The organism is Sphingomonas rosea (assembly GCF_039538065.1).
Taxonomy (GTDB): domain Bacteria; phylum Pseudomonadota; class Alphaproteobacteria; order Sphingomonadales; family Sphingomonadaceae; genus Sphingomicrobium; species Sphingomicrobium rosea.
Map to the genome: position 1 here is coordinate 1,569,621 of NZ_BAABBR010000001.1, position 20,727 is coordinate 1,590,347.

Sequence of the window (20,727 nt, forward strand, 5' to 3'; positions counted from 1 at the left end):
GATGGCGATGACCGATCCCCTGGGTGATATGCTCACCCGCATCCGCAACGGCCAGCAGGCGAAGAAGGACAGCGTCCTGACGCCGGCTTCCAAGCTGCGTGCCCACGTCCTCGACGTGCTCCAGCGCGAAGGCTACATCCGCGGCTACTCGGAAGAGGAGCTGGCGGGCCAGAAGGGCCTGCGGATTGAACTGAAGTATTTCGAAGGCCAGCCGGCGATCCAGCATCTGGCGCGCGTCTCGAAGCCCGGTCGCCGGGTCTATTCGGGTGCTCGCGAGCTGCCGCGGGTCCGCAACGGCCTTGGCATGACCATCGTCTCGACGCCGCGCGGCGTGCTTTCGGATGCGGAAGCGCGTGAGCAGAACGTCGGCGGCGAAGTGCTGGCGGAGGTGTTCTAAGATGTCCCGTATCGGCAAGAAGCCGGTCCCGGTTCCGGCCGGGGTCACGGCCTCGCTCGAGGGCCAGACCCTCAGCGTCAAAGGCCCCAAGGGCACCCTTTCGATGACCGTGCTCGACGAGCTGGTCCGCACCTCGATCGAGGACGGCCAGATCAGCGTGCAGCCGGTCAATGACAGCCAGCGTTCGCGCGCGGCGTGGGGCATGCAGCGCACCAACGTGCTGAACCTCGTCACCGGCGTGACCGAGGGCTTCACCAAGGTGCTCGAGATCACCGGCGTTGGCTATCGCGCCGCGGCCCAGGGCAAGAACCTGAAGCTGCAGCTCGGCTACAGCCACGACGTCAACTACGCGATCCCGGAAGGCATCGACGTCAAGACTCCCGACCCCAACACGGTCGAGATCTCGGGCATCGACAAGCAGAAGGTCGGCCAGGTGGCCGCCGAGATCCGTCGCTGGCGCAAGCCCGAGCCGTACAAGGGCAAGGGCATCAAGTACCGCGGCGAGTTCATCTTCCGCAAGGAAGGGAAGAAGAAGTAATGGCCAAGCTCTCCCTCTTCGATCGCCGCCGGCGCCGCGTGCGCACGGCGCTCAAGGCCCGCGCCTCGGGCAAGCCGCGGCTTTCGGTGCACCGCTCGGGTCGTCACATCTACGCCCAGGTCATCGACGACGCCGCTGGCCGGACCGTCGTCTCGGCCTCGACGCTCGACAAGGACCTGCGCGGCAAGACCAACGCCACGACCGAGGGCGCCAAGCTCGTCGGCAAGACGCTGGCCGAGCGCGCCAAGGCTGCCGGTGTGGACCGGGTCGTGTTCGACCGCGGTGGCTTCCTGTTCCATGGCCGGGTCAAGGCCCTGGCCGATGCCGCCCGTGAGGGCGGTCTGGAGTTCTAATGATGGCTGACGAGACTGAAACCCAGACCCCGGCGGTCACCCCGGACGCGCCGGTCGCGGCCGAGACGGCGGATGCCGGTCAGCCGAGCCAGGACAATCGCGGTCCGCGCGGCGCCCGTGGCGGCCGTGGCGGTGGCGGCGGTCGCGACAATCGCGGCGGCGGCAACCGTGGCCGTCGTGACGATCGCCGCGGCGGTCGTGGCCAGGAAGACGATGGCGGCGAAGAGCTGATCGAGAAGCTGGTTCACATCAACCGCGTCTCGAAGACGGTGAAGGGCGGCAAGCGCTTCGGCTTCGCGGCGCTGGTCGTGGTCGGTGACGGCAAGGGTCGTGCGGGCTTCGGCCACGGCAAGGCCCGTGAGGTTCCGGAAGCCATCAGCAAGGCGACCGCGGCGGCCAAGAAGGCCATGATCCGCGTTCCGCTGCGCGATGGTCGCACGCTGCACCATGACGGCAAGGGCCACTTCGGCGCCGGCAAGGTGAACCTGCGCGCGGCTCCGGCCGGTACCGGGATCATCGCGGGTGGCCCGATGCGTGCCATCTTCGAGAGCCTCGGCGTGGCCGACGTGGTGACCAAGTCGGTCGGCACCTCGAACCCGTACAACATGATCCGCGCCACCTTCGAGGCGCTCAAGGATCAGACCAGCCCCCGTTCGGTGGCGCAGCGTCGCGGCAAAAAGGTCGCCGACCTGCTCGGCCGCGGTGGCGTGAGCCAGGCGGAGGCCGAGGCCACCGCTGACAGCATCACGGAGTAACAGACGTGGCGACCATCAAGATCACCCAGACGGGTTCGCCGATCCGCCGCGACAAGACCCAGCGCGCGACGCTGGTCGGTCTCGGCCTGAACAAGATGCATCGCACCGTGGAAGTGGAGGACACCCCCGAGGTGCTCGGCCAGATCCGCAAGGTGCAGCATCTGGTGAACGTCGAAAAGTAAGTTGGCTTCGAGCCCCTGTTCGTGCAGGGGCTCGTTTCCATTTCAAACCAAGTGACTGGCCTCCTGCCCCGGCAGGGGGCCAGATGCGCGACCAAAGCGAAAGCGAGTGCACAACATGACGATCAAGCTCAACGACCTCCGCGACAACGATGGCGCCCGCAAGTCCCGCATGCGGGTCGGCCGCGGCATCGGCTCCGGCAAGGGCAAGACCTCGGGCCGCGGCCAGAAGGGCCAGACCAGCCGCTCGGGCGTCTCGATCTTCGGTTTCGAGGGCGGCCAGATGCCGCTCCACATGCGGATCCCGAAGCGCGGCTTCAACAACATCTTCGCCAAGGACCATGCCGAGGTGAACCTCGGCGCGATCCAGAATCTGGTCGACGCGGGCACGCTCAAGACCGACGGCACCATCGACCATGCGGCGCTCAAGGCCGCCGGTGTCGGCCGCGGCGGCAAGGACGGCGTCCGCATCCTCGGCAAGGGCGATTTCTCGGCCAAGCTGAACTTCCGCGTCGCCGGTGTCAGCAAGGGCGCCCGTGAAGCGATCGAAAAGGCCGGCGGCAGCGTCGAAGTCATCGAGCGCAAGGACAAGGCCGAGCTGGCCAAGGCCAAGAAGGGCGTCGCCCGCGAGGCGCGCATCGCCAACAAGGCTGCCAAGCAGGCCAAGTAAAACCTTCCCCGGCGACGAGCCGGAGCCCGGTCCTCCCGCGCCCGCGTGGTGATGAAGGCTCTGGGCTCCTGGCTTGTCGCCGGGTAACGGCTTTCATCGCCGCAGCGGACCCCTATATGGAGCGCTGACGGGGTAGGGACGAAAAACACACATGGCATCGCAGGCCGAACAACTGGCTTCGAACATCAGCCTCGCCAACTTCGGCAAGGCGACCGAGCTCAAGAAGCGTATCTGGTTCACCATTGGTGCGCTGATCCTCTTCCGGCTCCTCAGCCACGTGCCGATGCCGGGCATCGACCCGCGGGCCATGGCCGAGCTGTTCAACACGCAGCGCGGCGGCGTCCTCGACTTCTTCAACACCTTCTCGGGCGGCAGCCTGGCGCGGATGAGCATCATCGCGCTCGGCGTCATGCCCTACATCACCGCCTCGATCGTCGTGCAGCTCGGCGCGACCATGTACGGCCCGTGGATGACCCTCAAGAAGGAGGGTGAGGCGGGCCGCAAGCGGCTCAACCAGTACACCCGCTACCTGACGGTGCTCCTGACCACCGTGCAGGGCTATTTCATCGCGGTCGGGCTCGAGGGCCTCGGCGCCAACCAGGGCATTCCGGCGGTCGTCGATCCCGGCATCCTGTTCCGCGTCGCCGCGACGGTCAGCCTCGTCGGCGGTACCTTGTTCCTGATGTGGATCGGTGAGCAGATTACCAGCCGCGGCATCGGCAACGGCGTGTCGCTGATCATCATGGCCGGCATCGTCGCCTCGCTGCCGCGAACGCTCGCGCAGCTGCTCGAGGGCGGCCGCAGCAACACGATCGATCCGCTGATCATCATCCTGGTGATCGTGCTGGTTGTCGGCCTGATCCTCTTCATCTGCTTCATGGAGCGCGCGCAGCGCCGGGTGCTGATCCAGTATCCCAAGCGCGCGACGGCGCGCGGCATGATGGCGCAGGAGCGCTCGCACCTGCCGATCAAGATCAACACCGCCGGCGTCATCCCGCCGATCTTCGCCAGCTCGCTCCTGCTGATGCCGCTGACGGTCATCCAGATGGCCGGCGCGACCCCGGGCGCGGAAGGCGGCTCGGAGTGGCTGATCACGCTGTCGACCTACCTGCAGCATGGCAGCCCGGTCTTCATGACCCTCTACGGGCTCGGGATCGTCTTCTTCAGCTTCTTTTACACGAGCGTCCAGTTCAACTCGGAAGAGACGGCGGACAACCTCAAGAAGCATGGCGGCTTCATTCCGGGCGTCCGTCCGGGCAAGGCGACCGAAGTCTATTTCGATCACCTGCTGACCCGCCTGACGGTGATCGGCGCGGCCTATCTGGCGGTGATCTGCCTCCTGCCCGAATTCGCGGTGACGCAGGCCGGCATTCCCTTCTATCTCGGCGGCACCAGCCTCCTCATCGTGGTCAACGTCACGATGGACACGGTCAGCCAGATCCAGGGCCATCTCATCGCCCACAGCTACGGCGACCTCATCAAGAAGGCGAAGCTCAAGGGCGGCCGTCCGGCACGTCGCTGATGCTTGACGGGCTCGGACAAGCCCGTGACTGTCGGCCGAACTAACAGGGAGCGTAGCGTGGACATCATCCTCTTGGGGCCCCCGGGCGCCGGCAAGGGCACGCAGGCGCAGCGACTGGTCGAGACGCGCGGCATGGTCCAGCTGTCGACCGGTGACATGCTCCGCGCGGCGGTGAAGGCGGGCACGCCGGTCGGGCTCAAGGCCAAGGCCGTGATGGAAGCGGGCGAGCTCGTCAGCGACGCGATCGTCTCGGCGCTGATCGGCGAGCATCTGGACCAGAGCGACGGCAAGGGCGCGATCTTCGACGGCTTCCCGCGCACCCAGCACCAGGCCGAGGCGCTCGACATGCTGCTCGGCGAGCGCGGCCGTTCGCTGGCGCATGTGATCGAGCTTGGGGTCGACGAGGAAGCGCTGGTCGAACGCATCACCGGCCGCTTCACCTGTGGGACCTGCGGCGCACCCTATCACGACCGGTTCAAGCCGACCCAGATCCAGGACACGTGCGACGTCTGCGGCGGGCACGAGTTCAAGCGCCGTCCCGACGACAATGAGCAGACGGTGCGCACGCGCATGGCCGAGTATCGCGCCAAGACCGCCCCGATCCTGCCTTATTATCAGGAGCGCGGACTGGTCACGCGGGTCGACGGCATGGCTTCGGTCGAGGACGTCGCCGCGCAGATCGATGCGGTCCTCGACCGCTAAGGCCTAGGCAAGGCGCTCCAGCGTCACGAAGGCGAAGGCGGGGCGACCGTCCTCGCTGCCATGCTCCTCGCGGAAAGTTTCGCGCCACAGCCCGCTGTCGCGCGGGTCGGGCATAACGGTATCCCCGGCGATCTCGCCCTTCACTTCTGTCAATTCGACCTTGTCGGCAAAGGCGATGGCGAGGCGGAAGATCTCGGCGCCGCCGATGATGCTGACATCGTCGGGCTCGGCCAGCGCGAACGCCTCGGGAAGCGAGTGAACGATTTCGGCGCCCGGTGCCGACCAGTCGGGGTTGCGCGTGATGACGATGTGGCGGCGACCGGGGAGGAGACCGGGCAGGCTCTCGAAGGTCTTGCGGCCCATGACCATGGCGGTGCCGAGCGTCAGCTGCTTGAAACGCCGGAGGTCCGCGGGCAGGCGCCACGGCAGGTCGCCATTGCGGCCGATGACGCCGTTCTCGGCACGGGCGACGACCAGCTGGATCATGCCGGCACCGCCGCGGCCATCAGGTAACGGCGCTCGCGGGTGCGGAAGCGCTCAAACTTTGCGCTTCCTTCGACCGCCGCATAATTGGCGAGTTCGCGGCGAAGGAGCAGGCGGGCGGGCAGGGGCGCACGGGCGGCAATAACGGCGCGTCGCCGCGGGGTATCGAGCCGGCAGGCCTCGACGACATGGCCGGTGATGTCGGCAAGGTCGAAGGCGAAGCCGGCGTCGGAAAGATCTCGGGCCATGCGGCCTTGGTTGGCGGCTTTTTCGGTATCGGCATAGAGGAATATGCCGCCGGGCCTCAGGACCCGGCGGACCTCGGCGAAGAAGCGTCGCCGGTCGGGATAGTCGTTCGACGCCTCGACGTTGAGGACGACGTCGAAGCTCCTGTCGGCAAAGGGCAGGGCCATGGCGCAGCCGCAGACGAATTCGCGGTCGGCCCATCGCTCGGCGCAGAAGCGAACCGCGCTTTCGGCGACATCGAGCCCGGTGGCCCGGAAGCGGTCGGGGCCGGCGGCGGCAAGGAAGGAGTCGAGCCCGCCCCCGCGGCCGCAGCTCACCTCGAGCAGGCGGGCGCCGTCGGGAAGGCGGGGGTTGGTGCGGGAGAGCAAGGCGAGCATCTCGCGATAGAGCTGGCGCTGGAAGCGGTCGGGCGCGGTGTCGGCAGGATCGGCGGGCGCGAAACCGTAATTGTTGGTGGCGGTGTCGCCCCAGTCGACCGCGTAGAAGCGGTTCCAGAGCGCGGGGCGAAGCCTATGGTCGTCGCGCAGGCGCCGCAGCCGCCGCTTCACCGCGACACCGCCGATGGCGAGCGACAGTGCTGCCACGCTCGATACGAACCCCGCCCAAAGCCAGGAGCTCACACGCCTCTTCTCCCCTCATGCCCGGCGTCATCTTCGCTCGCTCCCTCTCGCCTGCCAAGCGGCTGTTGCGCTAGGGATGGGCCGATGTCGCAGCAGGCCTTTCTCGATCAGCTCCAGAACCAGCTCGCGCCGCGTGCAATCGTCACCGATCCCGAGCGGATCGCGCCGTGGCTGACCGACTGGCGCGGCCGCTGGCATGGCAAGGCCTCGGTGCTGCTCGAGCCTTCCACCACGGCGGAGGTCGCGGCAATCGTCGCAGCCGCCGAGGCGCATGGCGTCGCGCTCGTGCCGCAAGGGGGCAACAGCTCGATGGTCGGAGGGGCGACCCCGCCTGACGACGGATCGGCGGCGATCCTGTCGCTCCGGCGGATGAACGGCATCCGCCACATCGCGCCCGACCATGCGATCGTAGAGGCCGGCGTGATCCTCGAGCATCTGCACGCCGCTGCCGAGGACGTGGGCGCACGCTTTCCCCTGGACCTCGGCGCGCGCGGGTCGGCGACCGTCGGCGGCCTAGCGGCGACCAATGCCGGCGGGGTGCAGGTGCTGCGCTTCGGGACGATGCGGGCACAGGTGCTGGGGATGGAGGCGGTGCTGTCGGGCGGGCTCGTCCACGACAGCCTCGGCGGGCTCAAGAAGGACAATCGCGGCCCCTCGCTCGACCATCTGCTGATCGGGGCCGAGGGGACGCTCGGGATCATCACCGCCTTGCGCTTGCGGCTGGTGCCGGGGCGGGTTGAGCGTACCGCGGCGTGGGTCGGGGTCGCGGGGCCCGAGCAGGCGCTCGCGCTGCTGCGCTTCGTCGAGGCACGGACAGACCGGGTCGAGGCATTCGAACTCATTCCCGCCGCAAGCCTTGCCCGGGTGCTTCGCCACATTCCCCAGACCCGTGCGCCGCTGTCGCCGCCGCATGCCTGGAACGTGCTGATCGAGGCGGTTGCAACCGGTGAAGGCGAAGTGGGGGGGCAGGTGCTGGAACGCCTCTTGTCGGAGGCGTCGGAGGCTGGGCTGCTCGCCGATGCCGTGATCGCCCAGTCGGGCGAGCAGACCGAGCAATTCTGGCGGCTGCGTCACTCCATCTCGGAGGCCGAGCGGACCGATGGCCCGGCGGCGCAGCACGACATCTCGCTGCCGGTCGAACGCGTGCCCGCCTTCCTGACCGGGGACGCGCGCGCGATCGAGGCGGCGTTCCCGGGCACCGAGGCGAACGGCTATGGCCATCTCGGCGACGGCAACGTCCACTTCCACGTCCGCGCGCCCGGGGGAGCGGACCGCGGCTGGGCCGATGGCGATGAGGGCAAGGCGGTGAGCCGGATGGTCCACGACCTCGTCACTTCGGCGGGCGGGTCGATCTCGGCCGAGCATGGCATCGGGCAGATGAAGAAGGACGAGCTGGCCCGGCTCGCCCCGCCCGCGCGAATGCAGGCGCTCCGAGCCATCAAGCGCGCGATGGATCCGCACGGAATCTTCAATCCGGGTAAGCTCTTGGACTAGGTCGGAACGTCAATGCCGACGACCCGTTCGGGTGGCATGGCACGGGGCGACGAACAGCGAAATCCGGAACGGCTACTCGAGATCGGCGAGGCGGCGGCAGCGCTGCTGGCCGTCGACGCCCCTTCGATCATCTTCATCGCCCGCGACGAACTTCGCGCCGCTGCGATCGCACGGGCGGCGGAGGAAGCGGCAGGCGAGCGCACTGTGCTCTATCTTCCCGCCAGCGACGCCTTGCCGGGTGACGAGGCACCGGCATCCCCCGGGGTTGCCGGGCAGCGCACTGCGGCGCTTCGCCATTTGGGTGAGGCCGTCTCAAACCGGCGTCCGGTGCTTCTGGTAGCGCCGGGCGAGGCCGCAGGCCGCCTGGTCGCGCCACCCGACAGTTTCGCCGCGGTGCCCCCATGTTTGCGCGCCGGCCAGGCGCTCGACCTCGAGAAGTTTCGCGAGGATGCCGTCGCCCTCGGCTACATCGAGGACGAACGGGTCGACGAGCCCGGCGAAGTGGCGGTGCGCGGAAGCGTCGTCGACATCTTCCCGGGCGACGCGCTCGAGCCGGTCCGGATCGACGTGGTCGACGGCATGATCACGACGCTTCGGCGCTACGATGCGCTGACGCAGCTCACCACCGAGGAACTCGACGTCCTCGAGATCGGGACGGTGGCCGAGCCCAAGGGCGCCGGCGGAGTCCCGATCACTGCTCATCTGGACGACGCCGTGCTGACGATTGAGCCGGGCGCCGACCGGCGCCGAACGCAGTTTCTCGCGCTCGCGGCCGATACCGCCAAGCGGCTCCCGCGGCGGGCGCTGGCCGACATCTGCCCGAACGAGCGCTGGCAGGAGGCGATCGCGCCGCTCGAACGGATCGACCTCGGCGCGGAAGCTGGCGAGGCACCGCCGCGCTTCGTCGAGCAGAAGAATCCCGACCGAGCCTTCCGTCGGTTCGCGAAGGAGGTCCTCGATGCCAAGCGAAAGCTCGTGCTGCTCGGCTCCCCGCGCGACCTACGGTTCCTGACGGGCCGCGTGGCAAAGGCGCTCAAGCTTGACGTGAGCGAGGCGCAGAGTTGGACCGAGGTCGCCAAGGCGAAGGGCGGTGAGCTCATGACCCTGCCGATGGCGGTGGGGCGCGGCTTCACCCGCGGCGACATTGTCGCCGTGGCCGCCGCGGACCTCATCGGGTCGCGCGCCGCGCTCGATCCCCATGGCCCGACCTCGGCGACCGAAGTCTTCGCGGCGCCGGATATCCGGCCCGGTGACGTGGTCATTCACGAAGACCATGGCCTCGGGGTCGTAGCCGGCCTTGCGGAACTTCCCGATAACGGCGGTGATGCGATCGTCCTTCGCCACGCCAATGACGCGCGGCGGCTGGTGCCGGTGTCGGATGCGGGCAAGATCTGGCGCTACGGCTCGGACGAGAATGCGGTCACCCTTGACAAGCTCGACGGCTCGTCGTGGGAGAAACGGCGGGGCGAGGTGCTCGGCGCGATCGCCGCGACTGCCCGCGGGCTGATCGAACTGGCCGCGCAGCGCGACACAATCAGCGCGCCGGCGATCGAGCCCGACGCCAGCCGCTACGAACAATTGTCGGGCGGCTTCCCCTTCAGCGAGACCGCCGACCAGCTCAAGGCGATCAGCGCCATCCGCACCGACCTTGCGAGCGGCCGGCCGATGGACCGGCTGGTCGTCGGTGACGTCGGCTACGGCAAGACCGAAGTGGCGCTCCGGGCGGCGGCGATGGCGGTGTTCGCGGGCAAGCAGGTCGCGCTCGCCGCACCGACCACGGTGCTCGCCCGCCAGCATCTCGAGACCTTCCGCGCGCGCTTCGCCGATCTCGGGGTCGAAGTCGGGATGCTGTCGCGCCTCGTCACCGCGGCCGAGCGCAAGAAGACGCTTGCCGGTATCGCCGACGGCAGCATCGGGATCGTGGTCGGCACCGGTGCGGTCGCCGGCAAGGGCGTCGTCTACCAGGACCTCGCGCTGGTCGTGATCGACGAGGAGCAAAGGTTCGGCGCCAAGGACAAGGAAAAGCTGCGCGGGCTCGGTGCGCCGCATGCGCTGAGCCTTACCGCCACGCCGATCCCGCGCACGCTCCAGTCGGCGCTGGTCGGGCTTCAGCCGATGAGCGTGCTCGCGACTCCGCCCGCGCGCCGCCAGCCGATCCGCACCGAGGTCGGGCCCTTCGACCCGGTCAAGCTTCGCGCCGCACTGATGCGGGAGCGTGCGCGGGGCGGGCAGAGCTTCGTCGTCGTGCCGCGGATCGAGGCCATGCCCGCGCTTCGCGAGGAACTCGACAAGCTCGTTCCCGAACTTTCGATCGTCGAGGCGCATGGCAAGATGGCGGCCGCCGACATCGATGCCGCCATGGTCGGCTTCGCGGGCGGGGAGGGGGACATCCTTCTCGCGACCAGTATCATCGAGGCCGGGCTCGACGTGCCGCGGGCGAACACGATGGTGGTGATGCATGCCGACCGCTTCGGCCTTGCCCAGCTGCACCAGCTGCGCGGGCGGGTCGGGCGCGGCGCGCGGCGCGGCGTCATTCTCCTCATGACCGACAAGGATGCGGCGATCGCGCCGCGGACGCTCGAACGGCTGAACACGCTCTCGGCCTTCGACCGGCTGGGCGCGGGCTTTGCGATCAGCGCCCGCGATCTCGACCTGCGCGGGGCCGGCGATCTCCTCGGCGAGGAGCAGTCGGGCCACCTCAAGCTGATCGGGATCGACCTGTACCAGCATCTCCTCGGGCTGGCGCTCAAGCGGGCGCGCGGCGAGGAAACCGACATCGCGCCGCCCGACCTTCGCCTCGGCCTCACCGGGCGGCTGCCAGCCGATTGGATCCCGGAAGAGGAAGTGCGCCTGGCGCTCTACCTCCGGCTGGCCCGGATCGAGGAAGCGGCCTCGCTGGACAGCTTCGAGGCCGAACTCACCGACCGGTTCGGCGAATTGCCCGAGGAAGCGCTGGCGCTCGTGACGCTCAAGCGGCTGGCGCTTCTGGCGCGTGATGCGGCCGTCGCGCGGGTCGATGCGGGGCCGGCGGCCATCGCCATCACGCCCCGCGACGCCAAGGCGCCGGCTCCCGAGGGCACAGAAGCGAAGGGCGGACGCTGGCTGCTGCGGCCCGAGGCCGAGGAGAGCAGCGCCCGGATCGACGCGCTCGAGGAAATGCTGGTCGGGCTCGCCGACTAGACGGCGGCTTCGGCCTCGCGCGCCTGCTCGGCTTCGCGCTTGCCCCACTCGCGGTTGATGAGCAGCGCCCCGAGCGTGCAGATGACGCCCGACAGGAGGTAGAGGCCGACGGCCCACAGCCCGACATGCGCGGCAAGCCACAGCGCGACCAGCGGCGCAAAGCCTGCTCCGATGAACCAGGCCGAGTTCGAGACGATGGCTGCCCCGGTGTAGCGGTAATTCTGGGCAAAGCTGCTGTTCACCGTCCCCGACGACTGGCCGAAGGACAGGCCGAGCAGGATGAACCCGCCGAGGAGGTAGATGGCCTCTCCGATCTGGCCGGCGCTCAGGAGCTGGGGGGCAAAGCCGCTGTAGGCGCCGATCAGCACCGCCGACACCCCGAGCACCGCGCGGCGGCCGACCCGGTCGGCGAGCAGGCCCGAAGCGACGATCGCCATCACGCAGATCAGCGCGCCGACGCCCTCGATGATGAGGAAGCGGACGGGATCGGTGTCGGTGAAGAGCTGGTTGTACGAGAGCGGGAACACCGCGACGAGGTGGAACAGGGCGAAGCTCGCCAGTGGCGCGAAGGCGCCGAGCACGATCGTCCGCCACTCGGCGAACAGGGTCTCGAACGGCGGCGATGGCTGGAGTTCGCGGCTTTCGAACAGGCGCTTGAACTCGGGTGTCGCGACTAGCCGGAGCCGTGCGAACAGCGCGACGATGTTGAGCGCGAGCGCCACGAAGAAGGGATAGCGCCAGCCCCAGCTGAGGAAATCCCCCGGCTCGAGCAAGGCGAGGAAATAGGCGAACAGGCCGCAGGCAAGCGCGAGGCCAAGCGGCGCGCCGATCTGCGGGATCATCGAATACCAGCCGCGCCGGTCGTTCGGCGAATTGAGCGCGAGGAGGGAGGGCAAGCCGTCCCAGGCACCGCCGAGCGCCACGCCCTGGAGCAGTCGGAACAGGCCGAGCAGCCAGGCACTGGTCGCACCGACCTGCGCGTAGCTCGGAAGGACCGCGATCGCCATCGTCGACCCGCCGAGCAGGAAGAGCGCGATGGTCAGCTTGACCCCGCGGCCATGGTGCTGGTCGATGTAGGTGAAGAGGAAGGTGCCGAGCGGCCGGCCGAAGAAGGCCAGGCTGAACAGCGCGAAGCTGTAGAGCGTGCCGGTCAGCGGATCGACATACGGGAAGACGTAGCTCGGAAACACCAGCACCGAGGCGATGGCGTAGACGAAGAAGTCGAAGAATTCGGTCGTCCGGCCGATGATCACGCCGATGGCGATCTCGCCCGGGCGGATGTCCTTGCCGTCCTTGTGAAGAAGGCGCGCGTCGCGCTCCAGCGAATCGGAGCTTGGGGCAGTGGCTGGAGCGGTCATGGCCTCGTCATTCTTTCCACTTGAAGCGCTTCCTGCACGAGACGCCAGGAGCGTGCGCCACAATAACGCACGAAATCCCTATGGCGCAGCAGGAACCATGATGGGATTGGACATTTTGTCCAATGTCGCGCCCGGAAAAGCGAGCTTAAAGGGGCTTCATGCTGCAGCAGACCCTCCGCCACCGTTGGAAGTGCGCCGCCCTCAGCGCTGCCGTGCTGCTGCTCGGCGCATGCGACCGCGGTGTCCTCAATCCCGCCGGCGAGATCGCTCGCCAGCAGCGCGACCTCATCTTCATCTCGACCGCGCTGATGCTGCTCATCATCGTGCCCGTGCTGATCCTGATCGTCGTGTTCGCGTGGCGCTATCGGAAGGGCAAGGGGGGGACCTACGATCCCAAGTTCGATCACTCGACCAGCCTCGAGCTCGTCATTTGGTCGGCCCCGCTGCTGATCATCATCGCGCTAGGCGCCTTGACCTGGTCGAGCACCCACCTTCTCGACCCCTTCCGGCCGATCGACACCAAGGCCACCGCGCTCGAGGCGCAGGCCGACAAGGCGCTTCCACCGCTCCGTGTCCAGGTCGTCTCGCTCGATTGGAAGTGGCTGTTCATTTACCCCGACCAGGGCATCGCGACGGTCAACGACCTCGTGTTGCCGGTCGGTCGCCCGGTCCGCTTCGACCTGACGTCGTCGAACATGATGAACACCTTCTACGCGCCGACCATGGCGGGGATGATCTACACCATGCCGGGGATGCAGAGCACGCTTCACGCGGTGCTCGACCGGCCGGTCGACGACACGGGCTACTCGGGCAATTATAGCGGCGCGGGCTTCTCAGACATGCGCTTCCGCATCCGCGGCGTAAGCGAGGCGCAGTTCGACGGCTGGGTGAACGGCGCCAAGGGGAGCGGCCGGACCCTCGATCGGGCCGCCGCCATCGCCCTCCTGAAGCCGAGCGAGAAGGTCCCCGCGATGCACTTCGCCGCGACCGAGAAGGACATCTACAAGCGCATCCTCGAGCGCTGCCTGATGCCCGGCCAGCCGTGCATGAGCGATGTCATGGCCAAGGACATAGGCCACGGCATGGCCATGCCCCCCGGCCGCAGCTCGCAGCCCATCGCCGGCCAGAAGCCCGAGGGCGCGCTGATGAAATCGCCCGACGAAAAGGGCACCGGAACCAACGTCGGCAAGCCGATCGACCCGAGCAAGGCGCCTGGCGTCACCAAGCCCGGCGATCCTGCCAACCGTAACATGAGCTAGGCCCCAAAGTGTTCGATCCCAAGATCATCTTCGGCCGCCTCGGCCTCGACAGCTTTCCGATCCACGAGCCGATCCTCATCGTGACCTTCATCGTGGTCGCGATCGGCGGCCTCGGAGTCCTTGGCGCGATCACCAAGTTCAAGCTGTGGGGCTATCTGTGGCGCGAGTGGTTCACCACCGTCGATCACAAGAAGATCGGGATCATGTACATGATCCTCGGCGTCGTGATGCTGCTGCGCGGCTTCTCCGACGCGATCATGATGCGCGCGCAGCAGGCGATGGCCTTCGGCGCCAACGAGGGATACCTCAACGCCCACCACTACGATCAGATCTTTACCGCCCACGGGACGATCATGATCTTCTTCGTGGTGATCCCGCTCATCTCGGGCGTCATCAACTTCGTCATGCCGCTCCAGATCGGCGCGCGCGACGTCGCCTTCCCCTATCTCAATTCCTTGAGCTTCTGGCTGACCGCGGCGGGCGCGGGGCTGGTGATGGCCTCGCTGTTCATCGGTGAGTTCTCGACTGCCGGCTGGCTCAACTACGTGCCGGTGGCGAACCTCCAGAACAGTCCGGGGGTCGGGCCGGACTATTATCTCTGGGCCCTGCAGATCGCGGGTGTCGGGACGACGCTCAGCGCAATCAACATGGTCACCACGATCATCAAGATGCGCGCGCCCGGCATGGGCATGATGAAGATGCCGGTGTTCTGCTGGACGACCCTGTGCAGCCAGACGCTCGCCATCGCCATCTTCCCGATCCTCACCGGCGCGCTCGGCATGCTGATGCTCGACCGCTACATCGGCACCAACTTCTTCACCAACGACCTTGGTGGGAACCCGATGATGTACTGGAACCTCGTGTGGATCTGGGGTCACCCGGAGGTCTACGTCCTGGTCCTGCCGGTGTTCGGCATCTTCTCGGAAGTGACCAGCACGTTCACCGGCAAGCGGCTCTTCGGCTATTCGTCGATGGTCTATGCGAGCGTGGTCATCACGATCCTGAGCTTCCTCGTCTGGCTCCACCACTTCTTCACCATGGGCTCGGGCGCCAGCGTCAACAGCTTCTTCGGCATTGCCACGATGGTGATCTCGATCCCCACGGGAGCGAAGATCTTCAATTGGCTCTTCACCATGTATCGTGGCTCGATCCGGTTCGAGCTGCCGATGATGTGGGTCGTCGCCTTCCTCATCACCTTCACGGTGGGCGGGATGACGGGCGTGCTCCTCGCGGTGCCGCCGGCCGACTTCGTGCTCCACAACAGCCTGTTCCTCGTCGCCCACTTCCACAACGTGATCATCGGCGGCGTGGTGTTCGGCCTGTTCGCGGGCATCGAATATTGGTGGCCCAAGGCATTCGGCTTCAAGCTCGACGAGAAGTGGGGCAAGGTCCACTTCTGGGGCTGGGTGATCGGCTACTGGGTCGCCTGGACGCCGATGTACATCGTCGGCCTGATGGGCACGACGCGCCGGGTCCGCCACTTCGACGATCCGACGCTGCAGCCCTACTTCATCATTGCCGCCATCGGTGCCGCGATCATCCTCGTCGGGATCATCGGCTTCCTGGTCAGCATCGTGGTCTCGATCCGCGACCGCGAGAAGCTCAAGGTCGGCAATGATCCGTGGGATGCCCGCACGCTCGAATGGTCGACCACGTCGCCGCCGCCGGCCTATAATTTCGCCTTCACACCGGTGATCCACGACCTCGATGCCTGGTACGACATGAAGAGCCGTGGCTACGACCATCCGCGTGACGGCTATCGCCCGATCCACATGCCGCGGAACACCGGAACGCCGGTGATCCAGGCCGGCCTCGCCGCCGCGCTCGGCTTCGCGATGGTGTGGTATATCTGGTGGCTGGCGATCGTCGCGGCGCTCGCGCTTGTGGCGGTGACCATCTGGCACAGCTTCGACTACAACCGCGACTACGATATTCCGGCCGACGAGGTCGCGAAGACCGAGCGCGAGAAGATCGGCTTCGCCACGCCAGGCTACCTTCCGCCCAAGGCGGCGCAGGCCATCGACAAGCTCGACCCCGCGCCGGCAGGAGCGCACTGATGCTCAAGCCCACACCCGCCGCCCCCGTCGACCGCGACGTCTTCCACCTCGATGAGGCGGACGGTCACGGCAGCCACTCGAGCCCGGTCCTGCTGGGGTTCTGGATCTACCTGATGAGCGACGCGCTCATCTTCGCCTCGCTGTTCGCGACCTATGGCGTGCTCTCCTCGAGCTTCGCCGGTGGCCCCAGCCAGCGCGAGATCTTCGAGCTTCCGCTGGTCGCGCTCAACACCGCGATCCTGCTGGTCTCGTCGATCACCTACGGCTTCGCGATGCTCGCGATGGACAAGGGCCGGGTCCGCACCGTGCAGGCGTGGCTGGCCGTCACCGCGCTGCTCGGCATCAGCTTCGTGTCGGTCGAGCTCTACGAGTTCGGCAAGCTGATCCACGAGGGCGCGACGCCGCAGCGTTCGGGCTTCCTGTCGGGCTTCTTCACGCTCGTCGGGACGCACGGCCTCCACGTCAGCGTCGGTATCCTGTGGATCGGGATCATGCTGGTGCAGGTCGGCCGTTTCGGCCTCAACACGATCAACAAGCGCCGGCTGATGTGCCTCAGCATGTTCTGGCACTTCCTCGACGTCATCTGGATCGGCGTCTTCACCTTCGTCTACCTGCTGGGAATGCTGCGATGAGCTCGCCTGCCGACACCGATCTCCACGCGCATGACGACGGGCAGACCCATGGCACCCGCAAGAGCTATCTGATCGGCTTTGCGCTGTCGGCGATCCTGACGATAATTCCCTTCTGGCTGGTGATGGCGCGGCCGGTGGCCGATGCGAACGTGACCGCGGCGATCGTCATCGTCTTCGCCGTCGCGCAGATCCTCGTCCACACCATCTGCTTCCTCCACGTCAACACGACGAGCGAGGGCGGCTGGACGCTGCTCGCCTATGTCTTCACCGGCGTGCTGCTGGTGATCACGATCGCGGGCTCGCTGTGGATCATGTACCACCTCAACACGAACATGATGCCCGGGATGATGGACACCGGGCAGGCCAGCACCACCCCGTGAGCGGGCGGGCGCCCAAGCGCCTCGCCTTGCTGACCTTGTGCGGGCTGCTCGCGCTGTTGTTCGCCGGTCTCGGCGTCTGGCAGGTCGAGCGGCTCCGCTGGAAGCTCGACCTCATCGCCCGGGTCGATGCCCGCCTGGCCGCCGCCCCGGTCGCGGTCCCGCCTTCGAGCCGCTGGCCCAACCTCGACGCGAAGGACGACGAATATCGCCGCGTCCGCATGACGGGCCGCTTCGACGACCGGGCGGCCACCCAAGTCGATGCACTGACCGAACTCGGCCCCGGCTGGTGGATCCTCACCCCGTTCCGAACGAAAGACGGCACGATCCTCGTCAACCGCGGCTTCGCGCCCAAGGAGGCGGTCGTCGCGCCGGCGGGCGCGGCCACGGTGACCATCACCGGCCTGATGCGCGCGAGCGAACTCGGCGGTCGCTTCCTGCGCGCCAATCGCCCCGCCGAGGAGCGCTGGTATTCGCGCGACGTGGAAGCGATCGCCGCCAGCCGCGGGATCGGGCCGGTCGCGCCCTTCTTCGTCGATGCGGCGCGCGGAGAGGGGAGCGGCTGGCCGCGCGGCGGGATGACCGTCGTGCGCTTCCGCAACGCGCATCTCGTCTACGCGCTCACCTGGTTCGGGCTGGCGGCGCTGGCGATCGCGGGGCTGGTCCTCGTCTGGCGAAGCCGCGATAGAGTGACGTGATGGATCGCCCGGTGCTCGCCGCAACCTCGCCGCTGTCGCGCCCCGCGAGCCGTAGCAAGCAGCAGGTCGTGGCCGAGAACATGCGGCTTCTCAACCAGCTGCGCTGGATCGCGGTCGCGGGCCAGATCGCCGCCATTCTCTTCGCCGCTTTCGTGCTCGAGGTGCAATTGCCGCTGGTGCCGATGCTCGCGGTCGCGGCGCTCCTTGGCCTTGGCAACCTGCTGTTCGTCACCACCCAGCGCCAGACCTGGATCGTGCCGGGCGAATTGCTGCTCGCGCTGCTGCTCGACATGGCGGCGCTGACCGCGCAGCTCTATCTTTCGGGCGGGACCAACAATCCGTTCGTGGCGCTCTACCTGCTGCAGATCGTGCTTGGTGCGATCCTGCTCCCGCCCGCCTTCGCTTCCTTCCTGCTGCTCGTCTCGATCGGCGCGTTCATCTTCCTGACCTTCCGTCACCTGCCGCTCGACCTCACCGTGCCTGGCCCGGGCGGCGTCGACCTGCGGCTGCTCGGCGAGGAGATCGCCTTCGTCATGGTGGCGGTGCTGCTGGTCCTCTTCATGGTCCGCATCATCGACAATCTGCGCCGCGCCGACCGCTCGGTCGCCGAGCTTCGGCAGCGTGCCGCCGAAGAGGATTCGATCGTCCGCATGGGGCTGTTCGCGAGTGGCGCGGCGCACGAACTCGGCACGCCGTTGTCGTCGCTCTCGGTGCTGGTCGGGGATTGGGAGCACGACCCGACCTTCGCCGCCGACCCCAGGTTGCAGGAAGAATTGAGCGACGCCCGGCGCGCGGTCGAACGGTGCCGTGAAATCGTCAGCGATATCCTCGACAGCAGCGGACACACGCGCGGCGAGGCCATGGGGCTGGTCAAGGCGAGCGAGCTCCTCGAAGGGCTCATCGCCGACTGGACCCTCTTGCATGAGGACGTGCCGCTCGGCGCCGAGATCGAGGCCGCCCGAAGCGCCCGGATCCCGGCCGAACCGGCGCTCCGCCAAGCCCTGTGGAGCCTGCTCGAGAATGCAGGTGAAGCTTCGCCGCATGGAGTGGTGATGCGCACCGAGGTGGCGGGGGAGCGGCTGCTGGTCGATATCCTCGACTTCGGTCCCGGCTTCACGTCCGAGCAGATCGCGCGGCTCGGTCAGGCCGGCCAGTCGCCCAAGGGGCCGGGCCACGGGCTCGGCCTGTTCCTCGCGGCGAGCGTCGCGCGCCGGCTCGGCGGCGAGCTCAGCGCCCGCAACCGGGCCAATGGCGGCGCGCAGGTCCGACTTGCCTTGCCACTGGTGGGGGCAGCATCGTGAGCGACCGGCGGCTGCTGATCGTCGAGGATGACGAGGATTTCGCACGGACCCTTGCCCGGTCGTTCGAACGCCGAGGCTACGCCGTCACGACGGCAATCGGACCGAACGAAGTCGAAGCGTTGCTAAAGAACGCGATGTTCGACTTCGCCGTGGTCGATCTCAAGCTCGGCACGCAATCGGGCCTTCCCTGCGTCGCCGCCATCGCATCCGCCAATCCCGACACGCGGATCGTGGTGCTGACAGGCTTCGCGAGCATCGCCACCGCGGTCGAGGCGATCAAGCTCGGCGCGTCGCACTATCTCCCAAAGCCGAGCAACACCGACGACATCGAGGCGGCGTTCGGCCGGACGGTGGGGGATGCGGACGTGCCGCTCAAGGGGCAGGCAACCTCGCTCAAGACGCTCGAATGGGAGCGGATCAACGAGACGCTGATCGAGACAGGGTTCAACATTTCGGAGACTGCGCGGCGCCTCGGCATGCATCGCCGGACGCTCGCCCGGAAGCTGGAGAAGCGGCCCGTCCGCTAGTGCTCGTCGTCGCCGATGTGGCGACCGGCCCGCCGAAGCCCGAGCCACACGCCGAGCACCACGAGCGGGACGAGGGCGAAAGTGATGAGGTCGGTGCGAAGGCCTCGAACGCCATGTTCGCCAAGCGCCTTCACCGGGATCAGCAGCAGCGACACGACGTAGTAGGAGACGGCGGCGACCGACAGCCCTTCGACGGTGCGCTGGAGTCGAAGCTGCATCGAGGCGCGGCGGTTCATCGAGCGCAGGAGATCGGCGTTGATCTTTTGCGTGACGAGCTCGACCCGGGTGCTGAGCATCTGCCCGGCGCGGGCGATCCGGGCGATCATCCCGGCTTCGCGGTCGGCGACGCTGACACAGGTCCGGATCGCCGGGACCAGCCGGCGGTCCATGAATTCGCGCATCGTCTGGCGGCCGGGGAGGGGCTCTTCGCCGAGCCAGCCGATGCGGGTCTGCACGATGTCGAAATAGGCGCGTGCGGCGCCGAAGCGGAAGCTCGTGCTCGCGCCCATCGCTTCCATCCGGCCCGACAGCGCGACCAGCTTGGCGAGGAGGTCGCGGTCGTCGTCGACCCCCATGTGGGTCGCGATCTTCTCGGTCAATTCGCGCGCCTCGGCTTCGATGTCGAACAGCTTGGCGGCGGTCTGCTGGGCGACCGGAAAGGCGAGCAGCGCCATCAGCCGGTAGCTTTCGATCTCGAGCAGGATCAGCGCGATGCGGCCGGTCAGCACCGGATCGTCGCGGTGCATCGTGAGGAGGAACCGGGTCATTCCGTCGGCGTCGGCGCGAAGGTCGGTGAGCACCGTCGCCGCGCCGCCCATGACCCGCGACCCAATCGCTTCGGATCGCGCCGGGTCGAGCGACTGCGCTTCGTCCATCCGGTCGATGATCAGGGTGGTGAGCACCAGCACCGGACCGGGGAGGGAGTCGAGCCAAGCCTTGGGAACGCGGTCGATCGCGCTCTCGCCGGCGGTCCAGCTCGGCTTGGCAAAGAAGGTCCAGCTGGAGAATTCGCCGTGCCGTTCCCAGCGCAATTGCCAGTCGCCCCCGTCGATCGCGCACCAGACGCTGTCGTCGGCGGGGCGGGTCTTGCCCATGCGGGTGCAGAGGTCGGCAATGTGCCGGCGGTCGGCCGCCACCCCCTCCTGGCCTGACAGCGCGGCGATTCGCGTGACCAGCATCGGGGCTTCGATCGGCGTGGATGGCCGGGCGTGAACCTCGGCCAGCAGCGAGTCGCGCGACGGGTGGAACTCCACAGGCTGACCCTTCTGCCGTTTGATGGAGAAAAGCGCAGAATTCGTGCGTTCGCAACTGGCCTTTGTATTCATTGCCGGGCGACAACAATTCTGCTTACTTCGCTGCCGTTACGAGGAGGACTCACT

The 20,727-nt window shown here is 67.6% G+C and carries 21 protein-coding genes; 17 read left to right on the top strand and 4 right to left on the bottom strand.

Going from position 1 to position 20,727, the window contains the following annotated elements:
• The first annotated feature begins 1 nt into the window (after nucleotide 1).
• The 8 genes from rpsH to ABD693_RS07895 all read left to right on the top strand — a co-directional run bounded on the left by rpsH (nucleotide 2) and on the right by ABD693_RS07895 (nucleotide 5,116).
• A complete protein-coding gene (gene rpsH / locus ABD693_RS07860; protein ID WP_029941092.1) occupies nucleotides 2–397 on the top strand; it encodes a 30S ribosomal protein S8 in 396 nt (131 codons plus the stop codon).
• A gap of 1 nt (nucleotide 398) precedes the next feature.
• Nucleotides 399–935, top strand: a complete 537-nt coding sequence (gene rplF / locus ABD693_RS07865; protein ID WP_344696477.1) for a 50S ribosomal protein L6 — start codon at nucleotides 399–401, stop codon at nucleotides 933–935.
• The gene (rplR, locus tag ABD693_RS07870) at nucleotides 935–1,288 is read left to right on the top strand and encodes a 50S ribosomal protein L18 (protein WP_344696478.1); all 354 of its coding nucleotides are present in this window, start codon (nucleotides 935–937) and stop codon (nucleotides 1,286–1,288) included. The genes rplF and rplR overlap by 1 nt, the downstream gene beginning before the upstream one ends.
• A 2-nt stretch (nucleotides 1,289–1,290) precedes the next feature.
• Nucleotides 1,291–2,043, top strand: coding sequence for a 30S ribosomal protein S5 (gene rpsE, locus ABD693_RS07875; RefSeq protein WP_344696479.1), 753 nt, complete (start codon nucleotides 1,291–1,293; stop codon nucleotides 2,041–2,043).
• Nucleotides 2,044–2,048: 5 nt separating this feature from the next.
• Nucleotides 2,049–2,225: a 50S ribosomal protein L30 gene (rpmD, locus tag ABD693_RS07880; protein WP_344696480.1), complete on the top strand. Its 177-nt coding sequence runs from the start codon at nucleotides 2,049–2,051 to the stop codon at nucleotides 2,223–2,225.
• Nucleotides 2,226–2,346: 121 nt separating this feature from the next.
• Nucleotides 2,347–2,892: a 50S ribosomal protein L15 gene (rplO, locus tag ABD693_RS07885; protein WP_344697596.1), complete on the top strand. Its 546-nt coding sequence runs from the start codon at nucleotides 2,347–2,349 to the stop codon at nucleotides 2,890–2,892.
• A gap of 151 nt (nucleotides 2,893–3,043) precedes the next feature.
• Nucleotides 3,044–4,414, top strand: coding sequence for a preprotein translocase subunit SecY (secY, locus tag ABD693_RS07890; RefSeq protein WP_344696481.1), 1,371 nt, complete (start codon nucleotides 3,044–3,046; stop codon nucleotides 4,412–4,414).
• Nucleotides 4,415–4,471: 57 nt separating this feature from the next.
• Nucleotides 4,472–5,116: an adenylate kinase gene (locus ABD693_RS07895; RefSeq protein ID WP_344696482.1), complete on the top strand. Its 645-nt coding sequence runs from the start codon at nucleotides 4,472–4,474 to the stop codon at nucleotides 5,114–5,116.
• Nucleotides 5,117–5,119: 3 nt separating this feature from the next.
• Here the strand turns inward: ABD693_RS07895 and ABD693_RS07900 are convergent, their stop codons facing one another.
• Together ABD693_RS07900 and ABD693_RS07905 are read right to left on the bottom strand one after the other, a co-directional pair.
• Complete coding sequence (locus ABD693_RS07900) at nucleotides 5,120–5,602, bottom strand: dihydrofolate reductase (RefSeq protein ID WP_344696483.1); 483 nt, start codon at nucleotides 5,600–5,602, stop codon at nucleotides 5,120–5,122.
• Nucleotides 5,599–6,465, bottom strand: a complete 867-nt coding sequence (locus tag ABD693_RS07905; protein WP_344696484.1) for a class I SAM-dependent methyltransferase — start codon at nucleotides 6,463–6,465, stop codon at nucleotides 5,599–5,601. Before ABD693_RS07905 ends, ABD693_RS07900 begins: the two co-directional genes overlap by 4 nt.
• An 84-nt stretch (nucleotides 6,466–6,549) precedes the next feature.
• On the opposite strand from ABD693_RS07905, the gene ABD693_RS07910 reads away from it, so the two are divergent.
• Complete coding sequence (locus ABD693_RS07910; RefSeq protein ID WP_344696486.1) at nucleotides 6,550–7,959, top strand: FAD-binding oxidoreductase; 1,410 nt, start codon at nucleotides 6,550–6,552, stop codon at nucleotides 7,957–7,959.
• Between the two features lie 12 nt (nucleotides 7,960–7,971).
• Nucleotides 7,972–11,139: a helicase-related protein gene (locus ABD693_RS07915; protein ID WP_344696487.1), complete on the top strand. Its 3,168-nt coding sequence runs from the start codon at nucleotides 7,972–7,974 to the stop codon at nucleotides 11,137–11,139.
• Here ABD693_RS07915 and ABD693_RS07920 read toward each other — a convergent pair.
• On the bottom strand, nucleotides 11,136–12,497 hold the full coding sequence (locus ABD693_RS07920) for an MFS transporter (protein ID WP_344696488.1): 1,362 nt from the start codon (nucleotides 12,495–12,497) through the stop codon (nucleotides 11,136–11,138). The genes ABD693_RS07915 and ABD693_RS07920 overlap by 4 nt on opposite strands.
• 158 nt (nucleotides 12,498–12,655) lie before the next feature.
• Here ABD693_RS07920 and cyoA point away from each other — a divergent pair, with 158 nt between their 5' ends.
• The 7 genes from cyoA to ABD693_RS07955 are packed head-to-tail and all read left to right on the top strand — an operon-like array spanning nucleotide 12,656 to nucleotide 19,348.
• The gene (gene cyoA / locus ABD693_RS07925; protein ID WP_344696489.1) at nucleotides 12,656–13,756 is read left to right on the top strand and encodes a ubiquinol oxidase subunit II; all 1,101 of its coding nucleotides are present in this window, start codon (nucleotides 12,656–12,658) and stop codon (nucleotides 13,754–13,756) included.
• An 8-nt stretch (nucleotides 13,757–13,764) separates the two neighbouring features.
• Nucleotides 13,765–15,813, top strand: coding sequence for a cytochrome o ubiquinol oxidase subunit I (cyoB, locus tag ABD693_RS07930; RefSeq protein WP_344696490.1), 2,049 nt, complete (start codon nucleotides 13,765–13,767; stop codon nucleotides 15,811–15,813).
• Complete coding sequence (gene cyoC, locus ABD693_RS07935; protein ID WP_344696491.1) at nucleotides 15,813–16,445, top strand: cytochrome o ubiquinol oxidase subunit III; 633 nt, start codon at nucleotides 15,813–15,815, stop codon at nucleotides 16,443–16,445. Before cyoB ends, cyoC begins: the two co-directional genes overlap by 1 nt.
• Entirely contained in the window at nucleotides 16,442–16,825 is a 384-nt protein-coding gene (gene cyoD, locus ABD693_RS07940; protein WP_344696492.1) for a cytochrome o ubiquinol oxidase subunit IV, read from the top strand. The genes cyoC and cyoD overlap by 4 nt, the downstream gene beginning before the upstream one ends.
• Complete coding sequence (locus ABD693_RS07945; RefSeq protein ID WP_344696493.1) at nucleotides 16,822–17,520, top strand: SURF1 family protein; 699 nt, start codon at nucleotides 16,822–16,824, stop codon at nucleotides 17,518–17,520. The genes cyoD and ABD693_RS07945 overlap by 4 nt, the downstream gene beginning before the upstream one ends.
• Nucleotides 17,520–18,821, top strand: a complete 1,302-nt coding sequence (locus ABD693_RS07950; protein WP_344696494.1) for an ATP-binding protein — start codon at nucleotides 17,520–17,522, stop codon at nucleotides 18,819–18,821. The genes ABD693_RS07945 and ABD693_RS07950 overlap by 1 nt, the downstream gene beginning before the upstream one ends.
• Nucleotides 18,815–19,348 (top strand): response regulator transcription factor, encoded by a 534-nt coding sequence (locus ABD693_RS07955; protein WP_344697597.1) that lies wholly within the window; start codon nucleotides 18,815–18,817, stop codon nucleotides 19,346–19,348. Before ABD693_RS07950 ends, ABD693_RS07955 begins: the two co-directional genes overlap by 7 nt.
• Here the strand turns inward: ABD693_RS07955 and ABD693_RS07960 are convergent.
• On the bottom strand, nucleotides 19,345–20,601 hold the full coding sequence (locus ABD693_RS07960; RefSeq protein ID WP_344696495.1) for a DUF3422 family protein: 1,257 nt from the start codon (nucleotides 20,599–20,601) through the stop codon (nucleotides 19,345–19,347). The two genes, ABD693_RS07955 and ABD693_RS07960, sit on opposite strands and share 4 nt — an antisense overlap.
• Between the last annotated feature and the right edge of the window lie 126 nt (nucleotides 20,602–20,727).

Coding starts and splice junctions, on each gene's coding strand:
- rpsH (WP_029941092.1), top strand. CDS start 2: ATGGCGATGACCGATCCCCTGGGTGATATGCTCACCCGCATCCGCAAC.
- rplF (WP_344696477.1), top strand. CDS start 399: ATGTCCCGTATCGGCAAGAAGCCGGTCCCGGTTCCGGCCGGGGTCACG.
- rplR (WP_344696478.1), top strand. CDS start 935: ATGGCCAAGCTCTCCCTCTTCGATCGCCGCCGGCGCCGCGTGCGCACG.
- rpsE (WP_344696479.1), top strand. CDS start 1,291: ATGGCTGACGAGACTGAAACCCAGACCCCGGCGGTCACCCCGGACGCG.
- secY (WP_344696481.1), top strand. CDS start 3,044: ATGGCATCGCAGGCCGAACAACTGGCTTCGAACATCAGCCTCGCCAAC.
- ABD693_RS07900 (WP_344696483.1), bottom strand. CDS start 5,602: ATGATCCAGCTGGTCGTCGCCCGTGCCGAGAACGGCGTCATCGGCCGC.
- ABD693_RS07910 (WP_344696486.1), top strand. CDS start 6,550: ATGTCGCAGCAGGCCTTTCTCGATCAGCTCCAGAACCAGCTCGCGCCG.
- ABD693_RS07915 (WP_344696487.1), top strand. CDS start 7,972: ATGCCGACGACCCGTTCGGGTGGCATGGCACGGGGCGACGAACAGCGA.
- ABD693_RS07920 (WP_344696488.1), bottom strand. CDS start 12,497: ATGACCGCTCCAGCCACTGCCCCAAGCTCCGATTCGCTGGAGCGCGAC.
- cyoA (WP_344696489.1), top strand. CDS start 12,656: ATGCTGCAGCAGACCCTCCGCCACCGTTGGAAGTGCGCCGCCCTCAGC.
- cyoC (WP_344696491.1), top strand. CDS start 15,813: ATGCTCAAGCCCACACCCGCCGCCCCCGTCGACCGCGACGTCTTCCAC.
- cyoD (WP_344696492.1), top strand. CDS start 16,442: ATGAGCTCGCCTGCCGACACCGATCTCCACGCGCATGACGACGGGCAG.
- ABD693_RS07950 (WP_344696494.1), top strand. CDS start 17,520: ATGGATCGCCCGGTGCTCGCCGCAACCTCGCCGCTGTCGCGCCCCGCG.